Origin of the sequence: Tardiphaga sp. vice154 (assembly GCF_007018645.1) — a bacterium.
Lineage (GTDB): Bacteria > Pseudomonadota > Alphaproteobacteria > Rhizobiales > Xanthobacteraceae > Tardiphaga.
This window is the reverse complement of the sequence record NZ_CP041399.1, coordinates 3162461-3181031: the sequence shown is the minus strand read 5'-3', so window position 1 is coordinate 3181031 and position 18571 is coordinate 3162461. Positions and strand designations below refer to the sequence as shown.

General features: G+C 64.5%; 15 protein-coding genes. 10 read left to right on the top strand and 5 right to left on the bottom strand.

From position 1 onward, the window contains the following. The first annotated feature begins 39 nt into the window (after positions 1–39). The 4 genes from FIU28_RS14785 (at position 40) to FIU28_RS14770 (ending at position 3772) form a co-directional block, all read left to right on the top strand. The gene (locus FIU28_RS14785) at positions 40–1782 is read left to right on the top strand and encodes an ArnT family glycosyltransferase (protein ID WP_143574002.1); all 1743 of its coding nucleotides are present in this window, start codon (positions 40–42) and stop codon (positions 1780–1782) included. After that, positions 1782–2624, top strand: coding sequence for a phosphatase PAP2 family protein (locus FIU28_RS14780; RefSeq protein WP_143574001.1), 843 nt, complete (start codon positions 1782–1784; stop codon positions 2622–2624). The genes FIU28_RS14785 and FIU28_RS14780 overlap by 1 nt, the downstream gene beginning before the upstream one ends. A gap of 66 nt (positions 2625–2690) precedes the next feature. Then, positions 2691–3434: a glycosyltransferase family 2 protein gene (locus tag FIU28_RS14775; RefSeq protein ID WP_246660689.1), complete on the top strand. Its 744-nt coding sequence runs from the start codon at positions 2691–2693 to the stop codon at positions 3432–3434. After that, on the top strand, positions 3434–3772 hold the full coding sequence (locus tag FIU28_RS14770) for a lipid-A-disaccharide synthase N-terminal domain-containing protein (protein ID WP_143574000.1): 339 nt from the start codon (positions 3434–3436) through the stop codon (positions 3770–3772). The genes FIU28_RS14775 and FIU28_RS14770 overlap by 1 nt, the downstream gene beginning before the upstream one ends. Here the strand turns inward: FIU28_RS14770 and FIU28_RS14765 are convergent, their stop codons facing one another. Together FIU28_RS14765 and FIU28_RS26990 are read right to left on the bottom strand one after the other, a co-directional pair. Next, positions 3773–4798 carry a helix-turn-helix domain-containing protein gene (locus FIU28_RS14765; RefSeq protein WP_143573999.1) on the bottom strand — a complete coding sequence of 342 codons (1026 nt, stop codon included), beginning with the start codon at positions 4796–4798 and terminating at the stop codon, positions 3773–3775. 507 nt (positions 4799–5305) lie between these two features. Then, entirely contained in the window at positions 5306–5518 is a 213-nt protein-coding gene (locus tag FIU28_RS26990) for a hypothetical protein (protein ID WP_246660688.1), read from the bottom strand. A gap of 78 nt (positions 5519–5596) precedes the next feature. Here FIU28_RS26990 and FIU28_RS14760 point away from each other — a divergent pair, with 78 nt between their 5' ends. Beyond that, positions 5597–8740 carry an autotransporter domain-containing protein gene (locus tag FIU28_RS14760; protein ID WP_246660687.1) on the top strand — a complete coding sequence of 1048 codons (3144 nt, stop codon included), beginning with the start codon at positions 5597–5599 and terminating at the stop codon, positions 8738–8740. A 70-nt stretch (positions 8741–8810) separates the two neighbouring features. Here FIU28_RS14760 and metC read toward each other — a convergent pair whose 3' ends face one another. Beyond that, positions 8811–10010 carry a cystathionine beta-lyase gene (metC, locus tag FIU28_RS14755; RefSeq protein WP_441351233.1) on the bottom strand — a complete coding sequence of 400 codons (1200 nt, stop codon included), beginning with the start codon at positions 10008–10010 and terminating at the stop codon, positions 8811–8813. A 327-nt stretch (positions 10011–10337) separates the two neighbouring features. Here metC and FIU28_RS14750 point away from each other — a divergent pair, with 327 nt between their 5' ends. From FIU28_RS14750 to FIU28_RS14730, 5 genes are all read left to right on the top strand, one after another. Further along, positions 10338–11351, top strand: coding sequence for an amino acid ABC transporter substrate-binding protein (locus tag FIU28_RS14750; protein ID WP_143573997.1), 1014 nt, complete (start codon positions 10338–10340; stop codon positions 11349–11351). 26 nt (positions 11352–11377) lie between these two features. Then, positions 11378–12583 carry an amino acid ABC transporter permease gene (locus FIU28_RS14745; RefSeq protein WP_143573996.1) on the top strand — a complete coding sequence of 402 codons (1206 nt, stop codon included), beginning with the start codon at positions 11378–11380 and terminating at the stop codon, positions 12581–12583. Further along, positions 12580–14091, top strand: coding sequence for an amino acid ABC transporter permease (locus FIU28_RS14740; protein ID WP_143573995.1), 1512 nt, complete (start codon positions 12580–12582; stop codon positions 14089–14091). The genes FIU28_RS14745 and FIU28_RS14740 overlap by 4 nt, the downstream gene beginning before the upstream one ends. Before the next feature lie 11 nt (positions 14092–14102). Next, positions 14103–14843: an amino acid ABC transporter ATP-binding protein gene (locus tag FIU28_RS14735; RefSeq protein ID WP_143576200.1), complete on the top strand. Its 741-nt coding sequence runs from the start codon at positions 14103–14105 to the stop codon at positions 14841–14843. Between the two features lie 175 nt (positions 14844–15018). Continuing rightward, the gene (locus FIU28_RS14730) at positions 15019–16713 is read left to right on the top strand and encodes an FAD/NAD(P)-binding protein (protein ID WP_143573994.1); all 1695 of its coding nucleotides are present in this window, start codon (positions 15019–15021) and stop codon (positions 16711–16713) included. Here FIU28_RS14730 and FIU28_RS14725 read toward each other — a convergent pair. Then, positions 16677–17453 carry an MOSC domain-containing protein gene (locus FIU28_RS14725; RefSeq protein WP_143573993.1) on the bottom strand — a complete coding sequence of 259 codons (777 nt, stop codon included), beginning with the start codon at positions 17451–17453 and terminating at the stop codon, positions 16677–16679. The genes FIU28_RS14730 and FIU28_RS14725 overlap by 37 nt on opposite strands. Before the next feature lie 3 nt (positions 17454–17456). Continuing rightward, the gene (locus tag FIU28_RS14720; protein WP_143573992.1) at positions 17457–18497 is read right to left on the bottom strand and encodes a cysteine synthase A; all 1041 of its coding nucleotides are present in this window, start codon (positions 18495–18497) and stop codon (positions 17457–17459) included. Positions 18498–18571 lie beyond the last annotated feature (74 nt).

Sequence of the window (18571 nt, the reverse complement as noted above, 5' to 3'; positions counted from 1 at the left end):
GCGGTTGTCCGGATGGCGGTTTCGGCGTAAGCGACAGTCATGTCCGAGACCTATGCAAGACCCCGCTTTGGCGCGCCGCGCGAGCCGAAAACCCGCGTCAATCCGGGCCGCGGGCTGGTGCGCGTGCTGGATTTCGTCACCAGGAGCCACGCCTGGTCGATTGCGTTCCTGACGCTGGTCGGGCTGCTGTTTTTCTTGCCGGGCTTTTTCAACATTCCGCCGATCGACCGCGACGAAGCCCGCTTTGCGCAGGCTACCCGGCAGATGGTCGAGACCAATGATTTCGTCGATATCCGCTTCCAGGACGAGGTGCGCTACAAGAAGCCGGTCGGCATCTACTGGGTGCAGGCCGCGGTGGTGGAAACGGCCGGCGCGCTCGGCCTGCCGCGCGCCCAGGCGCGCATCTGGCTGTACCGGGTGCCGTCGCTGATCGGCGCAATCGGCGCGGTGCTCTTGACCTACTGGACGGCGCTGGCCTTCGTGACGCGGCGCGGCGCGGTGCTGGCCGGGCTCATCATGTGCAGTTCGGTGCTGCTCGGCGTCGAGGCGCGTCTGGCCAAGACCGACGCGATGCTGCTGCTCACGGTGGTCGCCGTGATGGGAGCGATGGCGCGGGTCTATCTGGCGTGGCAGCGCGGCGAGGAATTCGCGAAGCCTTCATGGTCCGAGCCGGTGATTTTCTGGACGGCGATGGCCGGCGGGATCCTGCTGAAGGGGCCGCTGATCCTGCTGTTCATCGGGTTGACGATCCTGGCGCTGGCGATCATGGACCGTTCGGCCGCCTGGCTGTGGCGGCTGCGGCCGGGCATCGGCGTGGTATGGACGCTGCTCCTGGTGCTGCCATGGTTCGTCGCGATCTTCGTGAAGTCCGGCGACGCCTTCTTCGCCAATTCGCTGGGCGGCGACATGCTGAGCAAGCTGGCCGCGCAGGAGTCGCACGGCGCGCCGCCCGGCACCTATTTCCTGCTGTTCTGGGTGACGTTCTGGCCCGGCGCACCGCTGGCCGGGATGGCCGCGCCGGCGATCTGGCGGGCGCGTCGCGAGCCCGGCGCGCAATATCTGCTGGCCTGGCTGGTGCCATCCTGGATCGTGTTCGAACTGGTGATGACCAAGCTGCCGCATTACGTGCTGCCGCTGTATCCGGCGATCGCCATCCTGATCGTCGGCGCGCTGGAGCGCCGGGTGCTGGCCCGCTCCTGGCTGGCGCGCGGCGCCTCGTGGTGGTTCACGGTTCCGGTGCTGACCGCGGTGCTGGTCCTGATCGGGGCCATCATGGTGGTGCGCCATCCGGTGTTCCTGGCCTGGCCGTTCGCCGGCGCGGCGTTGTGCTTCGGCCTGCTTGCGTGGTGGATGTATGATGACAACCACGCGGAGCGCTCGTTGCTCAATGCGGTAGTCGCGGCACTGTTCATGAGCGCGTCGTTCTACGGCATCGTGATGCCGGCGATGAAGCCGCTGTTTCCCAGCCAGGAGATCGCGCGGGCGCTGCGCAATGTAGTCTGCGTGGGACCGCTCGCGGCGGCTGCCGGCTACCATGAGCCGAGCCTGGTGTTCATGACTGGCACCAAGACATTGCTCACCGACGGCTCCGGCGCCGCCGATTTCCTCGGCCAGGGCAGTTGTCGCTTTGCGCTGGTCGAGGCGCGCTCGGAACGCAGCTTCGCGCAGCGTGCCGACGCTATCGGGCTGCGCTACGACGTGGCGACGCGCATCGAGGGCTATAATTTCTCGCAAGGGCGCGCGGTCTCGGTGGCGATCTATCGTTCCGAAGGCACCCGGTAATGCCCGCGAAGGAAGCGGCCGAGCCGGCCGGCTATGTCGCGCGGCTGATCCGCTTTGTCGGCCTGTCGCTGGCGCAATTGGTGCGTTCCCCCACCCATTCGCGCCGCGCCGAGGCCGGCCGGCACTGGGCGCGGCGCTCGCTCGGGCTCACGCTCGTCGCGGCCGCGGCCATCCTGGCGCTGATGTTTGTGATCGATGCCTATGAGATCGCGCTGATGCCGCCGCGCGGAACCGAATGGCTGTGGCCGGTGCGCTCGATCACCGCGTTCGGTAAGTCGGAATATGTGCTGTGGGCACTGTTCGCGGGGCTGGTGCTCGTCGCGCTGGCGGCGCCGCGGTTGCACGGCCTGTCGCGGGCGACGCTGGCGAGCTTCGGCACCCGGCTTCAATATGTCTTCTTCTCGGTGCTGTTCGCCGTTCTGGTTGGCGAACTGCTGAAGGGCGTGATCGGCCGCGGCCGTCCGTTTGTCGGCGGCGAGGCCAATCCATTCAATTTCCAGCCTTTCGCCTGGAGCGAGACCTATGCCAGCTTCCCCTCCGGTCATGCCACCACCGCTTTTGCGCTGGCCTTCGCGGTCTCCGCGCTATGGCCGCGGCTGCGCACCGTCATGTTCGTCTACGCGCTGGTGATCATCGGCAGCCGGCTGCTGCTGCTGGCGCATCATCCGAGCGACGTCGTCGGCGGCGCGCTGAATGGCGTGATCGGCGCGATGGCAGTGCGATACTGGTTCGCGGCCCGACATCTGGCGTTCACGATCCACCGCGACGGCCGCATCGAACCGCTGACCGGACCATCGGCCGAACACCTCAAAAGGGTTGCCCGCGGCGTCATCGCCCCATAGAAGCGGGGCTTGCTGCGGGCCGCCAAAGGCGGGTTCCGCAGCGCCACCCAACCCAAGAGCCCTGATTTGTCGTCTTTTGACACCATTCCCGTCGATGTCTCGATCGTCGTTCCGGTTCGTAACGAGCAGGACAATGTCGCGCCCGTGATCGCAGAGATCGGCGCGGCGCTCGACGGCCGCTTTGCCTATGAGATCATCTACGTCAATGACGGCTCGACCGACGCTACGCCGCAGCGGCTCGTCGAATTGATGCGAGCGCGCGCCAATCTGCGCCGCATCGACCATGCCGTCTCGTCGGGCCAGTCGGCGGCGGTGCGCAGCGGCGTCCGCGCCGCGCGCGGCGCCATCGTCGCAACGCTGGATGGCGACGGCCAGAACAATCCGGCGTTTCTGCCGGATTTGATCGCCGCCGTGCAGGCCGGGGCAGGCCGGGTCGGCCTCGCCGCCGGCCAGCGCGTCGGTCGCAAGGACACCGGTTTCAAGAAGATGCAGTCGAAGATCGCCAACCGGGTGCGCAGCGCGGTGCTTAGCGACGGCACCCGCGACACCGGCTGTGGCCTGAAGGCGTTCCGCCGCGACGTGTTTCTGTCGATGCCATATTTCGATGGCCTGCACCGCTTTTTGCCCGCACTGGTGCGCCGCGAGGGTTTCGAGATCGCCTATGTCGATGTGATCGACCGGCCCCGCCATTCCGGGATTTCGAATTACGGCTTCTTCGATCGGTTGTGGATCGGCATCATGGACCTCGCCGGCGTGTGGTGGTTGATCCGCCGCAAGCGCCCGACGCCGGTCGCAACCGAGTACAAATAATGCTGATTCAATATGGCCAAGAGCTGGGCGACTATCTCTACGATGTGTTTGTCGCCAAGTTCGATTTCTGGCTCGCCTTCGGCTTGGTGGCGCAATTGCTGTTCACCGCGCGGTTCCTGGTGCAGTGGATCTCCAGCGAGCGCGCAGGCGCCAGCGTGGTTCCGATGGCGTTCTGGTTCTTCTCGATGGCCGGCGGGTTGATGACGCTGGTGTACGGCATCGCCAAGCGCGAGCCGGTGATTATCCTCGGCCAGGCGTTCGCCACTGTCATCTACGTCCGCAATATCATGCTGATCATCAAGAACCACGCCAAGGGTTCGAAGACGCTGGACAGCTGATCAGCTTGCGGCGGCTTGCTCGCTGCGTTCGGCGACGTTCATCCACCACTGCCGGACCACGTCCGGGCTGGTGAGCTGGATCGTCGCGGAGGCATCGATCTGCGTCTTGCGATAGCGGCTCGCGGTGATGCCGAACCGGGCACGGAAGCTGCGGCTGAAATGCGCCTCGCTCTTGAAGCCGAGATCGGCAGCAAGCCGCGACAGCCGGCGCGTCTCGAGCGGATCGCTGAGCGCGGCCTGGACGGCGAGCAGCCGTCGCTCCTGGACATAGCGCATGATGCCGCCGTGACTGGCAAACAGTCGATACAGCGAGGCGCGCGAAATTTCGAGCTCCAGCGCCAGCCATTCCGGCGACAATTCCGGCAGCGCCAGATTGTCGCGTATCACGGCTTCCATCAGCGCCAGCACGTTGGCATCGGCATTCCTCTGTTCGACCAGCGAATCGTCCGGAGCCGGCGCGAGCAGTCTTTTAAGGAAGGCCACGGTGTCCGCGACCGTTGCTGCAATATCGTCTTCGCGCAACTGGGCGCCGCGTTCATGGAGCCCCTGAATATGCGCCGCCAGCAGGTCGTTGCGGAACGGATCAAGGCGCGGTTTCAGGTTTTCCAGCGCTCCGTCGCCCAGCAGCTTGCGGGGCACGATCAGCGACAGGGTGGTGGATGCAAAAGCCCGGGTTTCGATCGGGTAGGCCAGATCGATGATCGCGACCTTGCCGGGGCCGATCGCCGTCTTGTGCCCGGAGACGGTGCCGTTGAAGCCGCCGCTCAAATAAAGATGCAGCAAGATGTGGCCCGGGGTCGCACTGATTCGCTGCGCCTCCCGGATGAAATCCTGCGCGTTGAAGATCACCTTGGCGATGATGATCTGGCCAACAATCACACCTGACGCCGACCCCGTCGGGGTTTTCCTGGAGGGGCCGCATGCACGCGGCTCAAATAACGGTGAGATCACCGCGCTCCAGGTCTCAAAGGCGTTCGCCGCGTCCAGCCCGGTGGTGACGTAATAAAGTCGCGGAAGGCTGGACATGCGTAAACCGGAAATCTGCTGCACCGAGCGCCGAGAACTTTTGTTTCGGCTCCACCGAGACGAGCGATTCTGGTTCGTCCGGTCGAATGCTGCCATGTTGCATATGGCAACGCCGGATGTCAGCCCTGTATCTGCAGGACTTTAGTTGTGGTGAACTTTTCCTGACGTGCGGATCATTCCGGTTCGGCTTCGCCTGTGGCGCCGAACTACGTTTCGCATGCTGCATTGTCCCGCCGGATCGAACTGAGACGCTGGGTCAAGTCAAAGCGCACGCGGGAAGCCCCAGCCTCAACATCGCGCTGTCTATCAAACGCGCCGCCGTATTAGAACGCAAAACAGGCTGCGGTTTGCGACTGCCTGTCGTCAACCGAACTGTCACATCGGTACTTCTCGAAACTGCGTGCGCCGGGCGTCCTGCGACGTCCAGCGCTGGTGATGGAGTTGGTTACTATGCGTGCATATCGGCGCTATCGCGATCTTTCGAAGCTGCTGTTGTGCACGACGATATTAAGTAGCGCTGCCGTTCCAACCGCGTTGCACGCGGCAGGACCGGATGCGGTGAACCCGTCCCGGGCCGCTAGAAAAACGAATGGATCGCTGACCGCCGATCAGCAGCGTGAACTGGCCGGCGCGCTGCGACAGGGAGAGCGCACCCTCATCGCGCTCGCCTATGACAATACGTACCGTCAACCCGGCCTTCGCGACCCGATCGTCCGCCATGTCGCCCGCTTGGCTCCTGCGGCCTTGCGGGATGTCACCACCGCTGCCGATTTGGGGGTTCTGACCTCAGGCCAGCCCATGACACTGGCGCCGAACGCCGCCCAGATCCTGGCAACAAGAAGCATCGGCGCCTCGGGCGTCGGTGCGAGCGCCTATGAGGCGGCGTCCAGCCCCGTGAACGTGCCGCGCGCGGCGGCGGGTTTGCCGTCCACCTTTCTGCAGACATGGAATCTGGATCTGATTCAGGCCCAGGCCGCCTACAACCGCGGCTTCACCGGCCAGGGCGTGACCGTCGCTGTTGGCGACAGTGGATTTGACGTTACCAACGCCGCGCTCGTCAACAAGATGAACATTGCGCTGGGACGGAACTATCTCGTTCAGGCCGGCGGCACCTATAATCCCGCGGAGCTTACCCCGCAGGTCGCCACCGAGACCGACATCCATGGCTCGCACGTGGCGGGCATCATCGCCGCGGCGAAGGTTGCCGGCGTCGATATGCATGGCGTGGCCTACGACAGCAACATCATTCCGATCCGCACCATCGTGGCGCGTGGCGCAAACTACACTTACGGGCCTGGCATCGATCCCAACGCCGCGCCGCTGGATTACGTCGCATCGCTGCGCGACGTGATGACCTATAATGCCAGCTATGGACCCAACGCTCCCGACGCGCCGCAAACCGTGTGGTCGCTGGGCACCGGTCCGAACGAGACCGAAGCCCGTGCGGTTCTCAACGTTCTGAAGGCCGGCAAGATCATCGTGGCGGCGACCGGCAACGATCGCAAGGATCACCCGATCGCTGCGAAAAACCCGAGCGGCATGGCGCTTTATCCCTACATTCAGCCTGCGCACGCCGCGACAGGCGTCTATGACGATGGCGGCACCGGTCTCGATCTGGCGCTTTATCAGCAACAGGCCGGCCTGATCATCGGCGTGATGTCTGTCGCCAGCACCAAGGCGCCAGCCTGGTATTCGAACTATTGCGGCGTGACGGCGAGCTGGTGCGTGGCAGCGCCGGGCGGCGACGATGGCGTCGGGCAGATGGTGTATTCGACCGTTCCCAACAACACCTACGGTTTCGCGCAAGGCACCTCGATGGCGGCGCCGACGGTGTCCGGCGCGCTGGCGGTGCTGATCCAGGCCAATCCGACCTATAACGCGCAGGACCTGGCCCGCTTGCTATTCTCGACCACCGAAGATCTCGGCGCTGCCGGTCTCGACGCCATCTTCGGTTACGGCCTGATCCGGCTCGACCGGGCGACGGACGGTCCGACGGCACTCGCCGCCAATGCCAATGTCGCAGTCGCCGCCGACACCACTGCTTACTGGAGTCGATTGCTGACGACGCAAGGCGACTTCACCAAGTCCGGCGACGGCATTCTGACGATCGCCGGCCGCACCAATGCCGGTGGCAACGTGTTCGCAGCGATGGGCACGCTTGCCGTCGACGGCACGCTGGGCCTGACGGTCGGCAAGACGCTGAACGTCGCGCAACCCGCGACGCTGGCCGGCTTCGGTACCGTGAACGGCAACAGTTTCATCGCCGGCACATTGTCGCCGGGCAAGATGGCCAACATCGGTGACCTCGTCGCCAACAATGTGGTCGCGCCCGGCACCGTGCTGGCCGGCAATTCGGTGGGTTCGCTGACTTTCAACGGCAATGTCACGCTGGCCTCGACCGCCACGACCAGGATCGATATCGACGGTACCCTGAATGTGCCGGGCGGGCCGGGCACCTATGACAGGATCTACGTCACCGGGGCCGGCAACGTATTCTGGGCGGCCGGGACCTTGACGCCGGTGCTACGCGGCAGCGTCGGCACCGTCAGCAATTACACGCCAGCGATCGGCACTGATTTCGCCTTCGTGCAGGCCACCGGTGGCGCCCGCACCGCCGGCACCTTTGCGTCGCTGATCCAGCCGACCTCCGGCCTGCCGGCCAATGGTCGCTTTGATCTGATCTACGGGACCACCGCGATCACGCTCACGGTGACGCCCGCCAGCTTCTCTGGACTGGCCAATGTCGATCAGCTCGGCGCGGGTTCGCGGTCGGTCGCGGCCATTCTCGACAGTGAGCGCGCCGGCGCAGGCGCGATGCCGACGGCGAACGAAAAGGCCCTGTTCGACGCGTTGTATAATCTCGACACCGAGGCGCAATTCGACAAGGCGCTGTCGCAGCTCGGCGGCCCCGGCCAGCCGGCGGTTTCGAGCGCGCCGTTGCAGGCCTTTGCCGGCTTCCTCGGCGCGGTCGGCGACCGCCAGGATACGCTCGCGCTGGGCGGCCAGCAGGGCCAGAACGGCGCTGCGCAGTCCTTCGCAATGTCCTATGCCGGCCGCAATGTGATGAGCGCCGAGACGGCCGCCAGCAATGCCTTCGCCAGCCTGACGCCGGCGGAGAACCCGCAGGACGGCTGGAGCGTTTGGGGGCAGGGCTTTGGACGCAGCAGCCGGGTCGGGGATTCCGGCGAACTGGCCGGCTCCAAGGCGGTCAGCGGCGGCTTTACCGTCGGCGCCGATCGCGCCTTCGCCAACAACCTGATCGCCGGCGGCGCGTTCGGTTTCGCGCGGACGTCGGCGACCTCGACCGACATTCGCGGGACCTCCGACACCTATGCCGGCGCCGCCTATGCGAGCTGGACGCCGGGCGCAGCCGTGGTGGATTTCCGTATCGCCGCCGGTCCCAGCCAGATCTCGACCACCCGCCAGATCATGCTGACGAGCTCCGCCCTGCAGGGCAGCACCAACGGCATCGGTCTCGGCACCTCGCTGGAAGCCGGCTACCGGATCGCACTGGCACCGGACGTATCGCTGAAGCCGTTTGCCGGTGTCAGCTGGCAGGGCTTCCGGCGCGACGGCTACAGCGAAAGCCAGTTGCCGTTTGGCCTCGTCTACGCCGCGCAAACCTACGACAAGCTGACCACCACGGCCGGTCTGGCCGCCAGCGCGCGGCTGCGCACGTCCGATGGTGCCACGCTGATGCCGGAACTGAAGCTCGGCTGGGGCTATGACCTGCGCGATACCACGCTGGTCAGCAGCGCCGCCCTGCTGGATGAAAGCTTCAGCGTTTCAGCCGCGCAGCCGGGCCGCAACGCCGCACTGGTTGGCGCCAAGATCTCCGGCTGGCGGAGCGAAAACTTCCGGCTGTTCGCCGCCTATAATGGCGAATTCCGCGGCAATGCCGAGAGCCACCAGCTCTCCGGCGGGGCGCGGTTGAGCTGGTAGCATCGACGGACCCGTTGAGGTCACGGAACGAGCGCCGCCTGCCTAATGCTGCCGTCCAGGGGGGCAGGCGTCAGCGCGCAGCCGCGCGGAGCGCGGCGAAGCCGCGTTCCAGGTCGGCCTTGAGATCGTCCGTGCTTTCCAGCCCGATATGCAGCCGCAGCGCCGGGCCGCCCGGCGCCCATTCGGTTGCGGTGCGATAGGTCGCGCAGTCGAACGGGATCACCAGGCTTTCGAAGCCACCCCACGAATAGCCCATGCCGAACAGTTTGACGGTGTCGAGCAACGCATCGACGGCCGCCTGAGACACCGGCTTCAGGGTAATGCTGAACAGCCCGGAGGCACCGGTGAAATCGCGCTGCCAGATGGCGTGTCCGGGATGGCTCGGCAACGCCGGATGCAGCACGGCGAGCACTTCCGGCCGTGTCGCCAGCCACTGCGCCATCTCGAGTCCGGAGCGCTGGTGATGCGCCAGCCGCACCGCCATCGTGCGCAGGCCGCGCAGCGCCAGGAATACGTCGTCCGGCCCGGCGCAGACGCCGAGCAGCTTGATGCCTTCGTCGACCAGCGGCCAGGCGCGGGCGTTGGCCGAGATGGTGCCGAACATGATGTCGGAATGGCCGCCGATATATTTGGTGGCGGCCTGGATGCTGATGTCGACGCCCTGTTCGAGCGAACGATGGTACAGCGGCGTCGCCCAGGTATTGTCGTCGATGACGAGAGCGCCATGCGCGTGGGCAATCCCGGCTATCAAGGGCACGTCGGGCATCTCGAAGGATTGCGAGCCCGGCGCCTCGACCATCACCACGCGGGTGTTGGGTTTCAGCAGCTCCTTGATGCCGGCGCCGATCAGCGGATCGAAATAGCTGGTTTCGATGCCGAGCCGCTTCAACATGCCGTTGCAGAAATTGCGGGTCGGCCGGTAGGCGCTGTCGCTGACCAGCAGGTGATCGCCGGATTTGAGTACCGAGAGGAGGGTGGTGGAGATCGCCGACAGGCCGGACGGCACCAGGCCGACGCCGGCGCAGCTCGGGCCTTCCAGCGCCATCAGGGCTTCCTGCAGCGCCTTGGTGGTCGGCGTGCCATGGCGGCCGTACTGGAACTCGCCGCGATGGGCATGCAGCGCCTCGGCGCTCGGGTACAGCACGGTCGAGCCGCGCACCACTGGCGGGTTGACGAAGCCCTTTTGCGACACGGTGTCGCGACCGGCGGTGACCAGTTCGGTCTCGATGGCGAGGGAAGCGGTGCCGTGATTGTCGTTTGAAGCCATCATGGATCCGTCGCAGGTGGGAGAAGTTGGCCACAGCCCGAGGGCGCGGGACGTCCGGCAGGCGGGCTGGCTCGGACGCCCCACCTAACAGGACCGGGAAGATCACCGTCAACCCCTTGACCGCGCTGCCGGATCGTTCTGTGATAGCGCGCTGTTCCTCGCTGCCTGTCGCGGGGCCTGCCACGAATTCCAGTGAATTGCCCGATCAACGGTCCCGCTTTGACCGATTCCCGGTCCGGCCGGGCTTTGCGTTGGCCGTCGGGATCGTTAGGTTGCCCTTTTGGCGCGGCGATCAAGCCAATGCTCCGGACGTCCCTGAAAGGCTTTGCCATGAAACGCGCAATTTTGCTTTGCACCCTCGCCATGGCCGGGCTTTCCGCGCAAGCGGCCTCGGCGCAGACCCTGAAGACTGTCAAGGACCGCGGCATGCTGTCCTGCGGCGTGAGTTCCGGCCTGCCGGGCTTCTCGGCGCCCGACGACAAAGGCAATTGGGCCGGCTTCGACGTCGACATCTGCCGCGCCGTGGCGGCCGCGATCTTCAACGATCCGACCAAGGTCAAATATGTGCCGCTGTCGGCCAAGGACCGTTTCACCGCGCTGCAGTCCGGCGAAATCGACGTCTTGTCGCGCAACACCACCTGGACGCTGTCGCGCGACACCTCGCTCGGCGTCAACTTCGCCGGCATCACCTATTATGACGGCCAGGGATTCCTGGTGCGCAAGTCGCTGAAGGTCAACTCCGCCCTGGAACTGAACAGCGCCTCGGTCTGCGTGCAGACCGGCACCACCACCGAGCAGAACGTTGCCGACTACTTCAAGGGCAACAACATGAAGTACGAAGTGATCGCGTTCGGCACCGCCGATGAAACCGTCAAGGCCTATGAGGCCGGACGCTGCGACGTGTTTACCTCCGACGTCTCCGGCCTCTATGCCGAACGCCTCAAACTCGCCGTTCCCGCCGACCATGGCGTGCTGCCGGAAGTGATCTCCAAGGAGCCGCTGGGGCCGCTGGTGCGCCATGGCGACGACCAGTGGCTCGATGTCGTCAAATGGACGCTGTTCGCGCTGCTGAATGCCGAGGAGCTCGGCATCACGCAGAAGAATGTTGATGACATGGCGAAATCGGACAAGCCGGAGTTGAAGCGCGTGTTCGGCACCGACGGCAATCTCGGCGAGACGCTCGGCCTGACCAAGGACTGGGTGGCGCGCATCGTGAAGGCGACCGGCAATTATGGCGAGGTGTTCGACCGCAACATCGGCGCCGGCTCCAAGCTCGGCATCGCCCGCGGCCTCAACGCGCTGTGGAACAAGGGCGGCATCCAGTACGCCCCGCCGATCCGCTGAGCCTGCCGCAGCAGCCGCCAGCGGCCATGACCACTGAAGCAAGACCGCCGCCGTCGCAGTTCGCCGCAAAGCTGCGACGGGCGCTGGGCGGGCAGGCGGGCTGGAGCGGCTTTGCGGCGCAGATCCTGTTCGTCGCCCTGTTGGTCTGGATCGGCTACGAGATCGTCGCCAACACGCGCGTCAACCTCGCCGCGCAGGGCATCGCCTCGGGTTTCGGCTTCCTCGCCAACACCGCCGGCTTCGGTGTCAGCCAGTCGCTGATCCCGTATTCCGAAACCGACAGCTACACGCAGGTCTTTCTCGTCGGCCTCGTCAACACGCTGGTGGTGTCGGTGATCGGAATCTTCTTCGCCACGATCATCGGCTTTGCGGTCGGGCTCGGGCGGATGTCGCCGAATTGGCTGCTGGCGCGGATGGCCGGCGCCTATATCGAACTGATCCGTAACCTGCCGCTGCTGTTTCAACTGTTGTTCTGGTATCTTGCGGTGCTCGCCACGCTGCCGAGCCCGCGACAGAGCATTTCGCTGTGGAACAGTTTCTTTCTCAGCAATCGCGGCTTTGGCGTGCCGAAGCCGATCGCAGCCGCGGGCTTCGATGCGTTTGCGGTCGCGATCGTCCTTTCGATCATCGCTGCGCTGCTGTTGCGCGTCTATGCGCGACGAACGCTGTTTCAGAGCGGCCGCGTGATCCGGATATGGCCTTATGCCGCCGCGCTGCTGATCGGTTTGCCGGTGCTGGCCGTGGCGCTGTTCGGCAGACCGGTGACGTTTCAATATCCCGAACTTCGCGGCTTCAATTTTTCCGGCGGCTCGCGCGTGATTCCCGAATTTGTCGCACTGGTGCTGGCGCTGTCGACCTACACCGCGGCCTTCATTGCCGAGATCGTTCGCGCCGGCGTGCAGTCGGTGCACAAGGGGCAGGCTGAGGCGGGAGCGTCGCTGGGCCTAAGTCGCGGCGCTACGTTGCGGCTGATCGTGGTGCCGCAGGCGCTGCGCGTGATCCTGCCGCCGCTCACCAACCAGTATCTCAACCTCACCAAGAACTCGTCGCTGGCCGTGGCTATCGGCTATCCCGATCTGTTCTCGGTGTTCGCCGGCACCACGTTGAGCCAGACCGGCCAAGCGATCGAGGTGATCGTCATCACGATGGGCGTCTATCTCGCCATTTCCCTGATCACCAGCGCCATCATGAGTCTTTACGGCTGGCGTTTCGGCCGGACGCAGCCCGCATGAGCGAGCCCGCCTTCATCTCGAACCAACTGATCCCCGAGCGCGCCGCGCCCGTGAAGACGACCGGCGTAACCGGCTTCGTTCGCAACCGCCTGCTCAATTCACCGACCAACGTGCTGCTGACCATGACCTGCCTCCTGCTGTTGTGGTTCAGCATCGTTCCCGCGGTGAAATTCCTGCTGATCGACGCGGTCTGGACGGGCCGGGATCGCACGGCATGCCTTGCCGAAACCACCGGCCGGGCGGTCGGCGCGTGCTGGCCGTTCGTGCAGGCCAAGTTCAGCCAGTTCATCTATGGCTTCTATCCGCAGCCGGAGCGCTGGCGCGTCAACCTGACGTTTGGACTCGCAGCGCTGCTGTTGCTGCCGCTGCTGATTCCGAAACTGCCGGCCAAGAGCCTGAACGCCGGGCTGTTCTTCATCGCCTTCCCGATCGTGGCGTTCTTTTTGCTCTATGGCGGCGGCATCAGGGGTTTCGGCATCGCATGGAGCGAGGCCGCTCTGGCCAGCTTTGCCAACGCACTGGTCGACGGCGGCCAGCAACTCGCGCAAGCGACATCGCTGCCGATGCTGTCGGCAGTTCTTCGCGGGCTGGGCGGGTTGATCGAACTGACCGGCTACGGTTTGGCGATCCTTTTGTGGCCGCTGACGTTCCTGCGGAAATTCATCGAGAGCTCCAGCCAGCCGGTATGGGCCGACTTTCTCGCCACCGCACTGATCGTGTCAGCGATCATGTTTCTCGTCGGCGGCGGTTTTCGCAATGGCTGGCGGGCGCTGATCGCGAGCCTGACCACTTTCGCGGGGATCGCGATGGTGATCGCGATCCTGCGGCTCGACCGCCAGGGCCTGCCGGTCGTCGCCACGCGGATGTGGGGCGGGTTGCTGGTCACGATGGTGGTGTCGGTCACCGGTATCGTCGCCTCGATGCCGGTCGGCATCGCGCTGGCGCTGGGCCGGCGTTCCACCATTCCGCTAATCCGGGTGTTCTGCGTCGCCTTCATCGAATTCTGGCGCGGCCTGCCGTTGATCACGGTGCTGTTCTTTGCGACCTACATGCTGCCGCTGTTTCTGCCCGGCAATTTCACCGTCGATGGTCTGGTCCGCGTGCTGATCGGCATCGCGCTGTTCGCCGGTGCCTACAATGCCGAAGTGATCCGCGGCGGCCTCAACGCGATACCGCGCGGGCAGGCCGAGGCGGCGAGTGCACTGGGTCTGTCCTATTGGAAAACTACCGGTCTCGTGGTGATGCCGCAGGCGCTGCGCCATGTCATTCCCGGTCTCGTCAACTCCTTCATCGCGATGCTGAAGGACACCTCGCTGGTGTCGATCGTGGCGCTGTTTGACCTGCTCGGGCAGTTGCGCGCGTCGTTTGCCGATCCGACGTGGTCGACGCCCAGCACGTTATTCACCGGCTTTGCGTTCGCCGGCATGATCTACTTCGTGTTGTGTTTCGGCATGTCGCGCTATTCCCTGTTCGTCGAGCATCGTCTCAATGCTCACCGGCGCAATTGAGTCTCATGGCCATGACTGCGAACCCGATCGTCTCCATCGCCGGCCTCAATAAATGGTTCGGCGATTTCCATGTGCTGCGCGACATCGATCTCGATGTCGGGCGCGGCGAGCGCATCGTGATCTGCGGACCGTCCGGCTCCGGCAAATCGACGTTGATCCGCTGCATCAATGCGCTGGAGGAGTTTCAGGAAGGCTCGATCAAGGTCGACGGCATCGAGCTCGGCCCCAATTTGCGCCGCGTCGACGACGTCCGCCGAGAAGTCGGCATGGTGTTCCAGAGCTTCAATCTGTTCCCGCACCTCACCGTGCTGGAAAACTGCACGCTGGCGCCGATCTGGGTGCGCAACATCCCGAAGAAGGACGCCGAGGAAGCGGCGATGAAATATCTCGAGCGCGTCCGGATACCGCAGCAGGCCCATAAATTTCCCGGCCAGCTTTCCGGCGGCCAGCAGCAGCGCGTCGCGATCGCGCGCGCGCTGACGATGAACCCCAAGGTGATGCTGTTCGACGAGCCGACATCGTCGCTCGATCCCGAGATGGTCAAGGAAGTGCTCGACACCATGGTCGACCTCGCCGAGGAGGGCATGACCATGCTGGTGGTGACGCACGAGATGGGCTTCGCCAAGCAGGTCGCCGACCGCGTTGTTTTCATGGACGCCGGGCAGATCATCGAGGCCGACACGCCGGACGAGTTCTTCGCGCATCCCAAGCATGAGCGGACGAAGCTGTTTCTGGGGCAGATTTTACGATAGTTGCCCAGGGCCTTCATTTTGAGGGAAGGTTGCCGCGACATCGTGGAACCAAAGCGCGGCCAGGACGTCGCTATGCTGAATATCACCTCAATTGCGTCTTTCCAGCCCCCGCCACCGAGGCCAGCGTTTCTATGATCTTGTGCCGAAAACCATCTCAGTTCTGGCGACGGGCGCCATGACACCCAGGATCGCCATCATCGGATCCGGTCCGACCGGCATCTATACGCTCGCCGGTCTGGTGGGCCCCGGACTGCCGCTCTCCATCTCGATCTTCGAGGTCGAGGCGGACGCCGGCAAGGGCACGCCCTATCATCCGGACATCAACGACCAGGCCATGCTCGCAAATATCGCCAGCATCGAACTGCCGGCGATCTGCGAGACGCTGGTCGAGTGGCTGCGTCGACAATCGGACGCGGAATTGCAGCGCCTCAACGTCGCCCGCGACCGCATCAGGGAGCGGGAATTCTACCCCCGGGTCGTGCTCGGCGAATTTTTCCAGTCCCAGTTTCAGCAGTTGATCGCCAAGGGCGTGGCCAACGGCCACACCATCGACGTCAAGTCGCGCCACCGAGTCGTCGATATCCGGCTGCAGGAAACCGAGATCCAGCTCACCGTCCCCATGCCGGACGGCGACCGCAAGGACTACGCGTTTGGTCATGTCGTCATGGCCACCGGGCACAACTGGCCAGAGTCGACCGAGATCAAACCGGCATTCTTCATGTCGCCATGGCCGGCGCCGGCCCTGAAGAAGATCGGACCGTGTTTCGTCGGCATTCTCGGCACATCGCTGAGCGCCATCGATGCGCTGATCACCGTGTCCACGGCGCACGGCGTGTTCTATCTCGACGCGGGTGGCCAGCTTCAGTATCAGGGCGCGGCGGACAGCGAGGCGTTCCACGCCGCGCTGATGTCGCGCAAAGGCTTGCTGCCCGAAGCCGATTTCTACTGCGAGTATCCCTACACGCCATTGCAGATCTGCACGGGTGAAGCCGTTGCCGCGCTGATCGCGCGCGGCAGCGCCAACCTGCTGGATGACGTCTTCGACCTGTTCAAGCGCGAACTGGTAGCGTGCGATCCCGATTATGCGGCAAAGATCGGGCTGTCGTTGCTGACGGTGGATACGCTGGCGTCGGCCTATTTTGCCGAGCGCGAGGCCCGCGATCCCTTCGTCTGGGCCGCGGCTAATCTCGCGGAGGCCGAGCAGAACAAGGCCAATGAACACACCGTGCCGTGGCGCTACGCGATCCTGCGCATGCATGAGATCGTCGCGCGCGCGGTACCGCATCTCGACCAGGACGACCTCAAGCGTTTCCACGCAAAATTCAAGTCGGTCTTCGTCGACGACTATGCCACCGTTCCGCACCAGTCGATCCAGCGGCTGCTGGCGCTGCGGCGGGCGGGCAAGCTGGAAATTCTCAAACTCGGCAGCGACTACAAGCTCGACACCGAAGGCGTCACGCATGGCGCGGTGGTCCGGTTCGACGGCAAGACAGTCGCGTTTGATGCCTTCGTCGACGCGACCGGCCAGGCGTCCATGTCAGCGACCGATATGCCGTTTCCGAGCCTGATGGAGCAGGGGGTCATCAAGCCCGCCGCCACGCCGGAGGGGGCGGCGTTGATCACTGCCGAGACGGAGGAGGCATTCACGCGCACCGGCGGCGTCGATCTCGACGAGGCGTTCAGGCCAAAATTCTCCGACAATCTGTGCAATCGGCTGTATTGCGCGGCAATTTCCTTTCTGCTGCATAAGCTGCCGTTCGTTCAGGGCATCACCAGCTCCCACGAGATAGGCGAAATTGTCGCGCGCGCGATTCTCGACGAGACCGGTGGCGATCAGCGGGCAGGAGCCGGTGCGCTGGAGAGTGCCTGATCGGGCGTATCGTCGATGAAGACGTCGTCGCCCTCATTCAGGGTGCCCGTGACATCCACCGTGCAATTGATCCCGAGATGACGTTTGTTGTGTCGCAGGATGCTCCGGAGAACTTCCGGATCGTCTTCAACGCCGGGCTGCGCGATAAACGTAATGCCGCAACGTGTCGTTTCCTCCTCGGCCCGCAATCCGACTGCGCCGAGGCGCAGGCTCTGGCCGATCCAGTTCTTCTCCACGAAGCCGGTGGCTTGAACGGTCTCGATCAGTACCGTGGGACGGAAGCGTCGCACGTCGATCGCGTCGGTCTGCCGCACTTCCGCAAGCCGGCGCAGTGACGCCGTCGTGAGCACATGCACGGGGAAATGCGGATGGCGCTGCCCCGTCCGCGGAAAATCAGTGTAGCCGTCGATCGCTTCGTGAGCCGCAAGCACGGCGTCAAAGCCGAAGTAATCCGACAGCAAACCGTTGAGCGCCCGGTCGTCCACCGGGCGACACAGTCCGTCTGGAAAAGTGATGGTCGGCAATTGTCCGGCGATGCTGTGGGCCTGCAGATGAAGCGCCGTGCGCCATCGCGCGTGCTTCTCCGGCGCGGCCGGCAGCCCGGTTTCGCCATCGATCAGGCCGAATTGGCGATCGTCAACGACGCCGTCCATGGTCAGGCTGGCACTTGCCACCCGCTCACCAGCCAGTGAACTCACCGGGTAGCGCCATATCTCGGCAATTCGTCCGATGAGCTTCAAGGCTCAAACCTGCTCGAACGGCACCGTGAACGCGCCCTTGCGTTGCAGCCACTCCGGCGTCGGCAGGTTTTTCTCGCGCATGAAAGCGGGGTTGAACAGTTTGGACTGGTAGCGGCTGCCGCCGTCGCACAGGATAGTCACGATGGTGTGGCCGGGACCCATCTGCTTGGCCAGCTGGATCGCGCCGGCGATGTTGATGCCGCTGGAGCCGCCGAGGCAGAGGCCCTCGTGCTGCACCAGGTCATAGACGACGGCGACGGCTTCCTCGTCCGAGACCAGGAATGCGGTATCGACCTGAGCGGTCTTGATGACGGGCGTCACGCGGCCGATGCCTATACCTTCGGTGATGGAATCGCCGGGCGTGGACTTGGCTTCGCCATGCTTGAACCAATTATACATCGCAAAGCCCTGCGGATCGGCGCAGGCGATGACGATCTTGGCGTTCTTTTCCTTGAGGGACCGACTTACGCCGGCCAGCGTGCCGCCGGTCCCGACAGCACAGATAAAGCCATCCACCTTGCCGCCGGTCTGCTGCCAGATCTCGGGTCCCGTCGACTCATAATGCGCCTTGGCGTTGTCGAGATTGTTCCACTGGTCGGCGAACAGGACGCCGTTTGGCTCCGTCTTGCGCAACTGATCCGCCAGCCGCCGTCCAACATGCTGATAGTTGTTCGGATTGGCGAATGGCAGCGCCGGCACCTCGACCAGTTCGGCGCCGTTGAGCCGGAGCGCGTCCTTCTTTTCCTGGCTCTGCGTCTCCGGGATCACGATCAGCGTGCGATAGCCGCGCGCGCTGGCGACGACGGCCAGGCCGATGCCGGTGTTGCCCGCGGTGGCCTCGACGATCAGGCCGCGAGGCCTGAGATCGCCGCGTTTCTCGGCCTCCAGAATCATCCATTTGCCGGCGCGGTCTTTCACCGAGCCGCCCGGATTCATGAATTCGGCCTTGCCGAGGATGGTGCAGCCGGTGAGGTCGGACGCGGCCTTCAGCTTGATGAGCGGCGTGTTGCCGATCGCCTCGATGACGTCTTGGTCAAAATTCATGATGCGGAATTCTTGGGGTTCGGGCCAGACAGGTCGCGACCGTAATGGAGGGGGCGGAGGCAGACAAGGGAGCG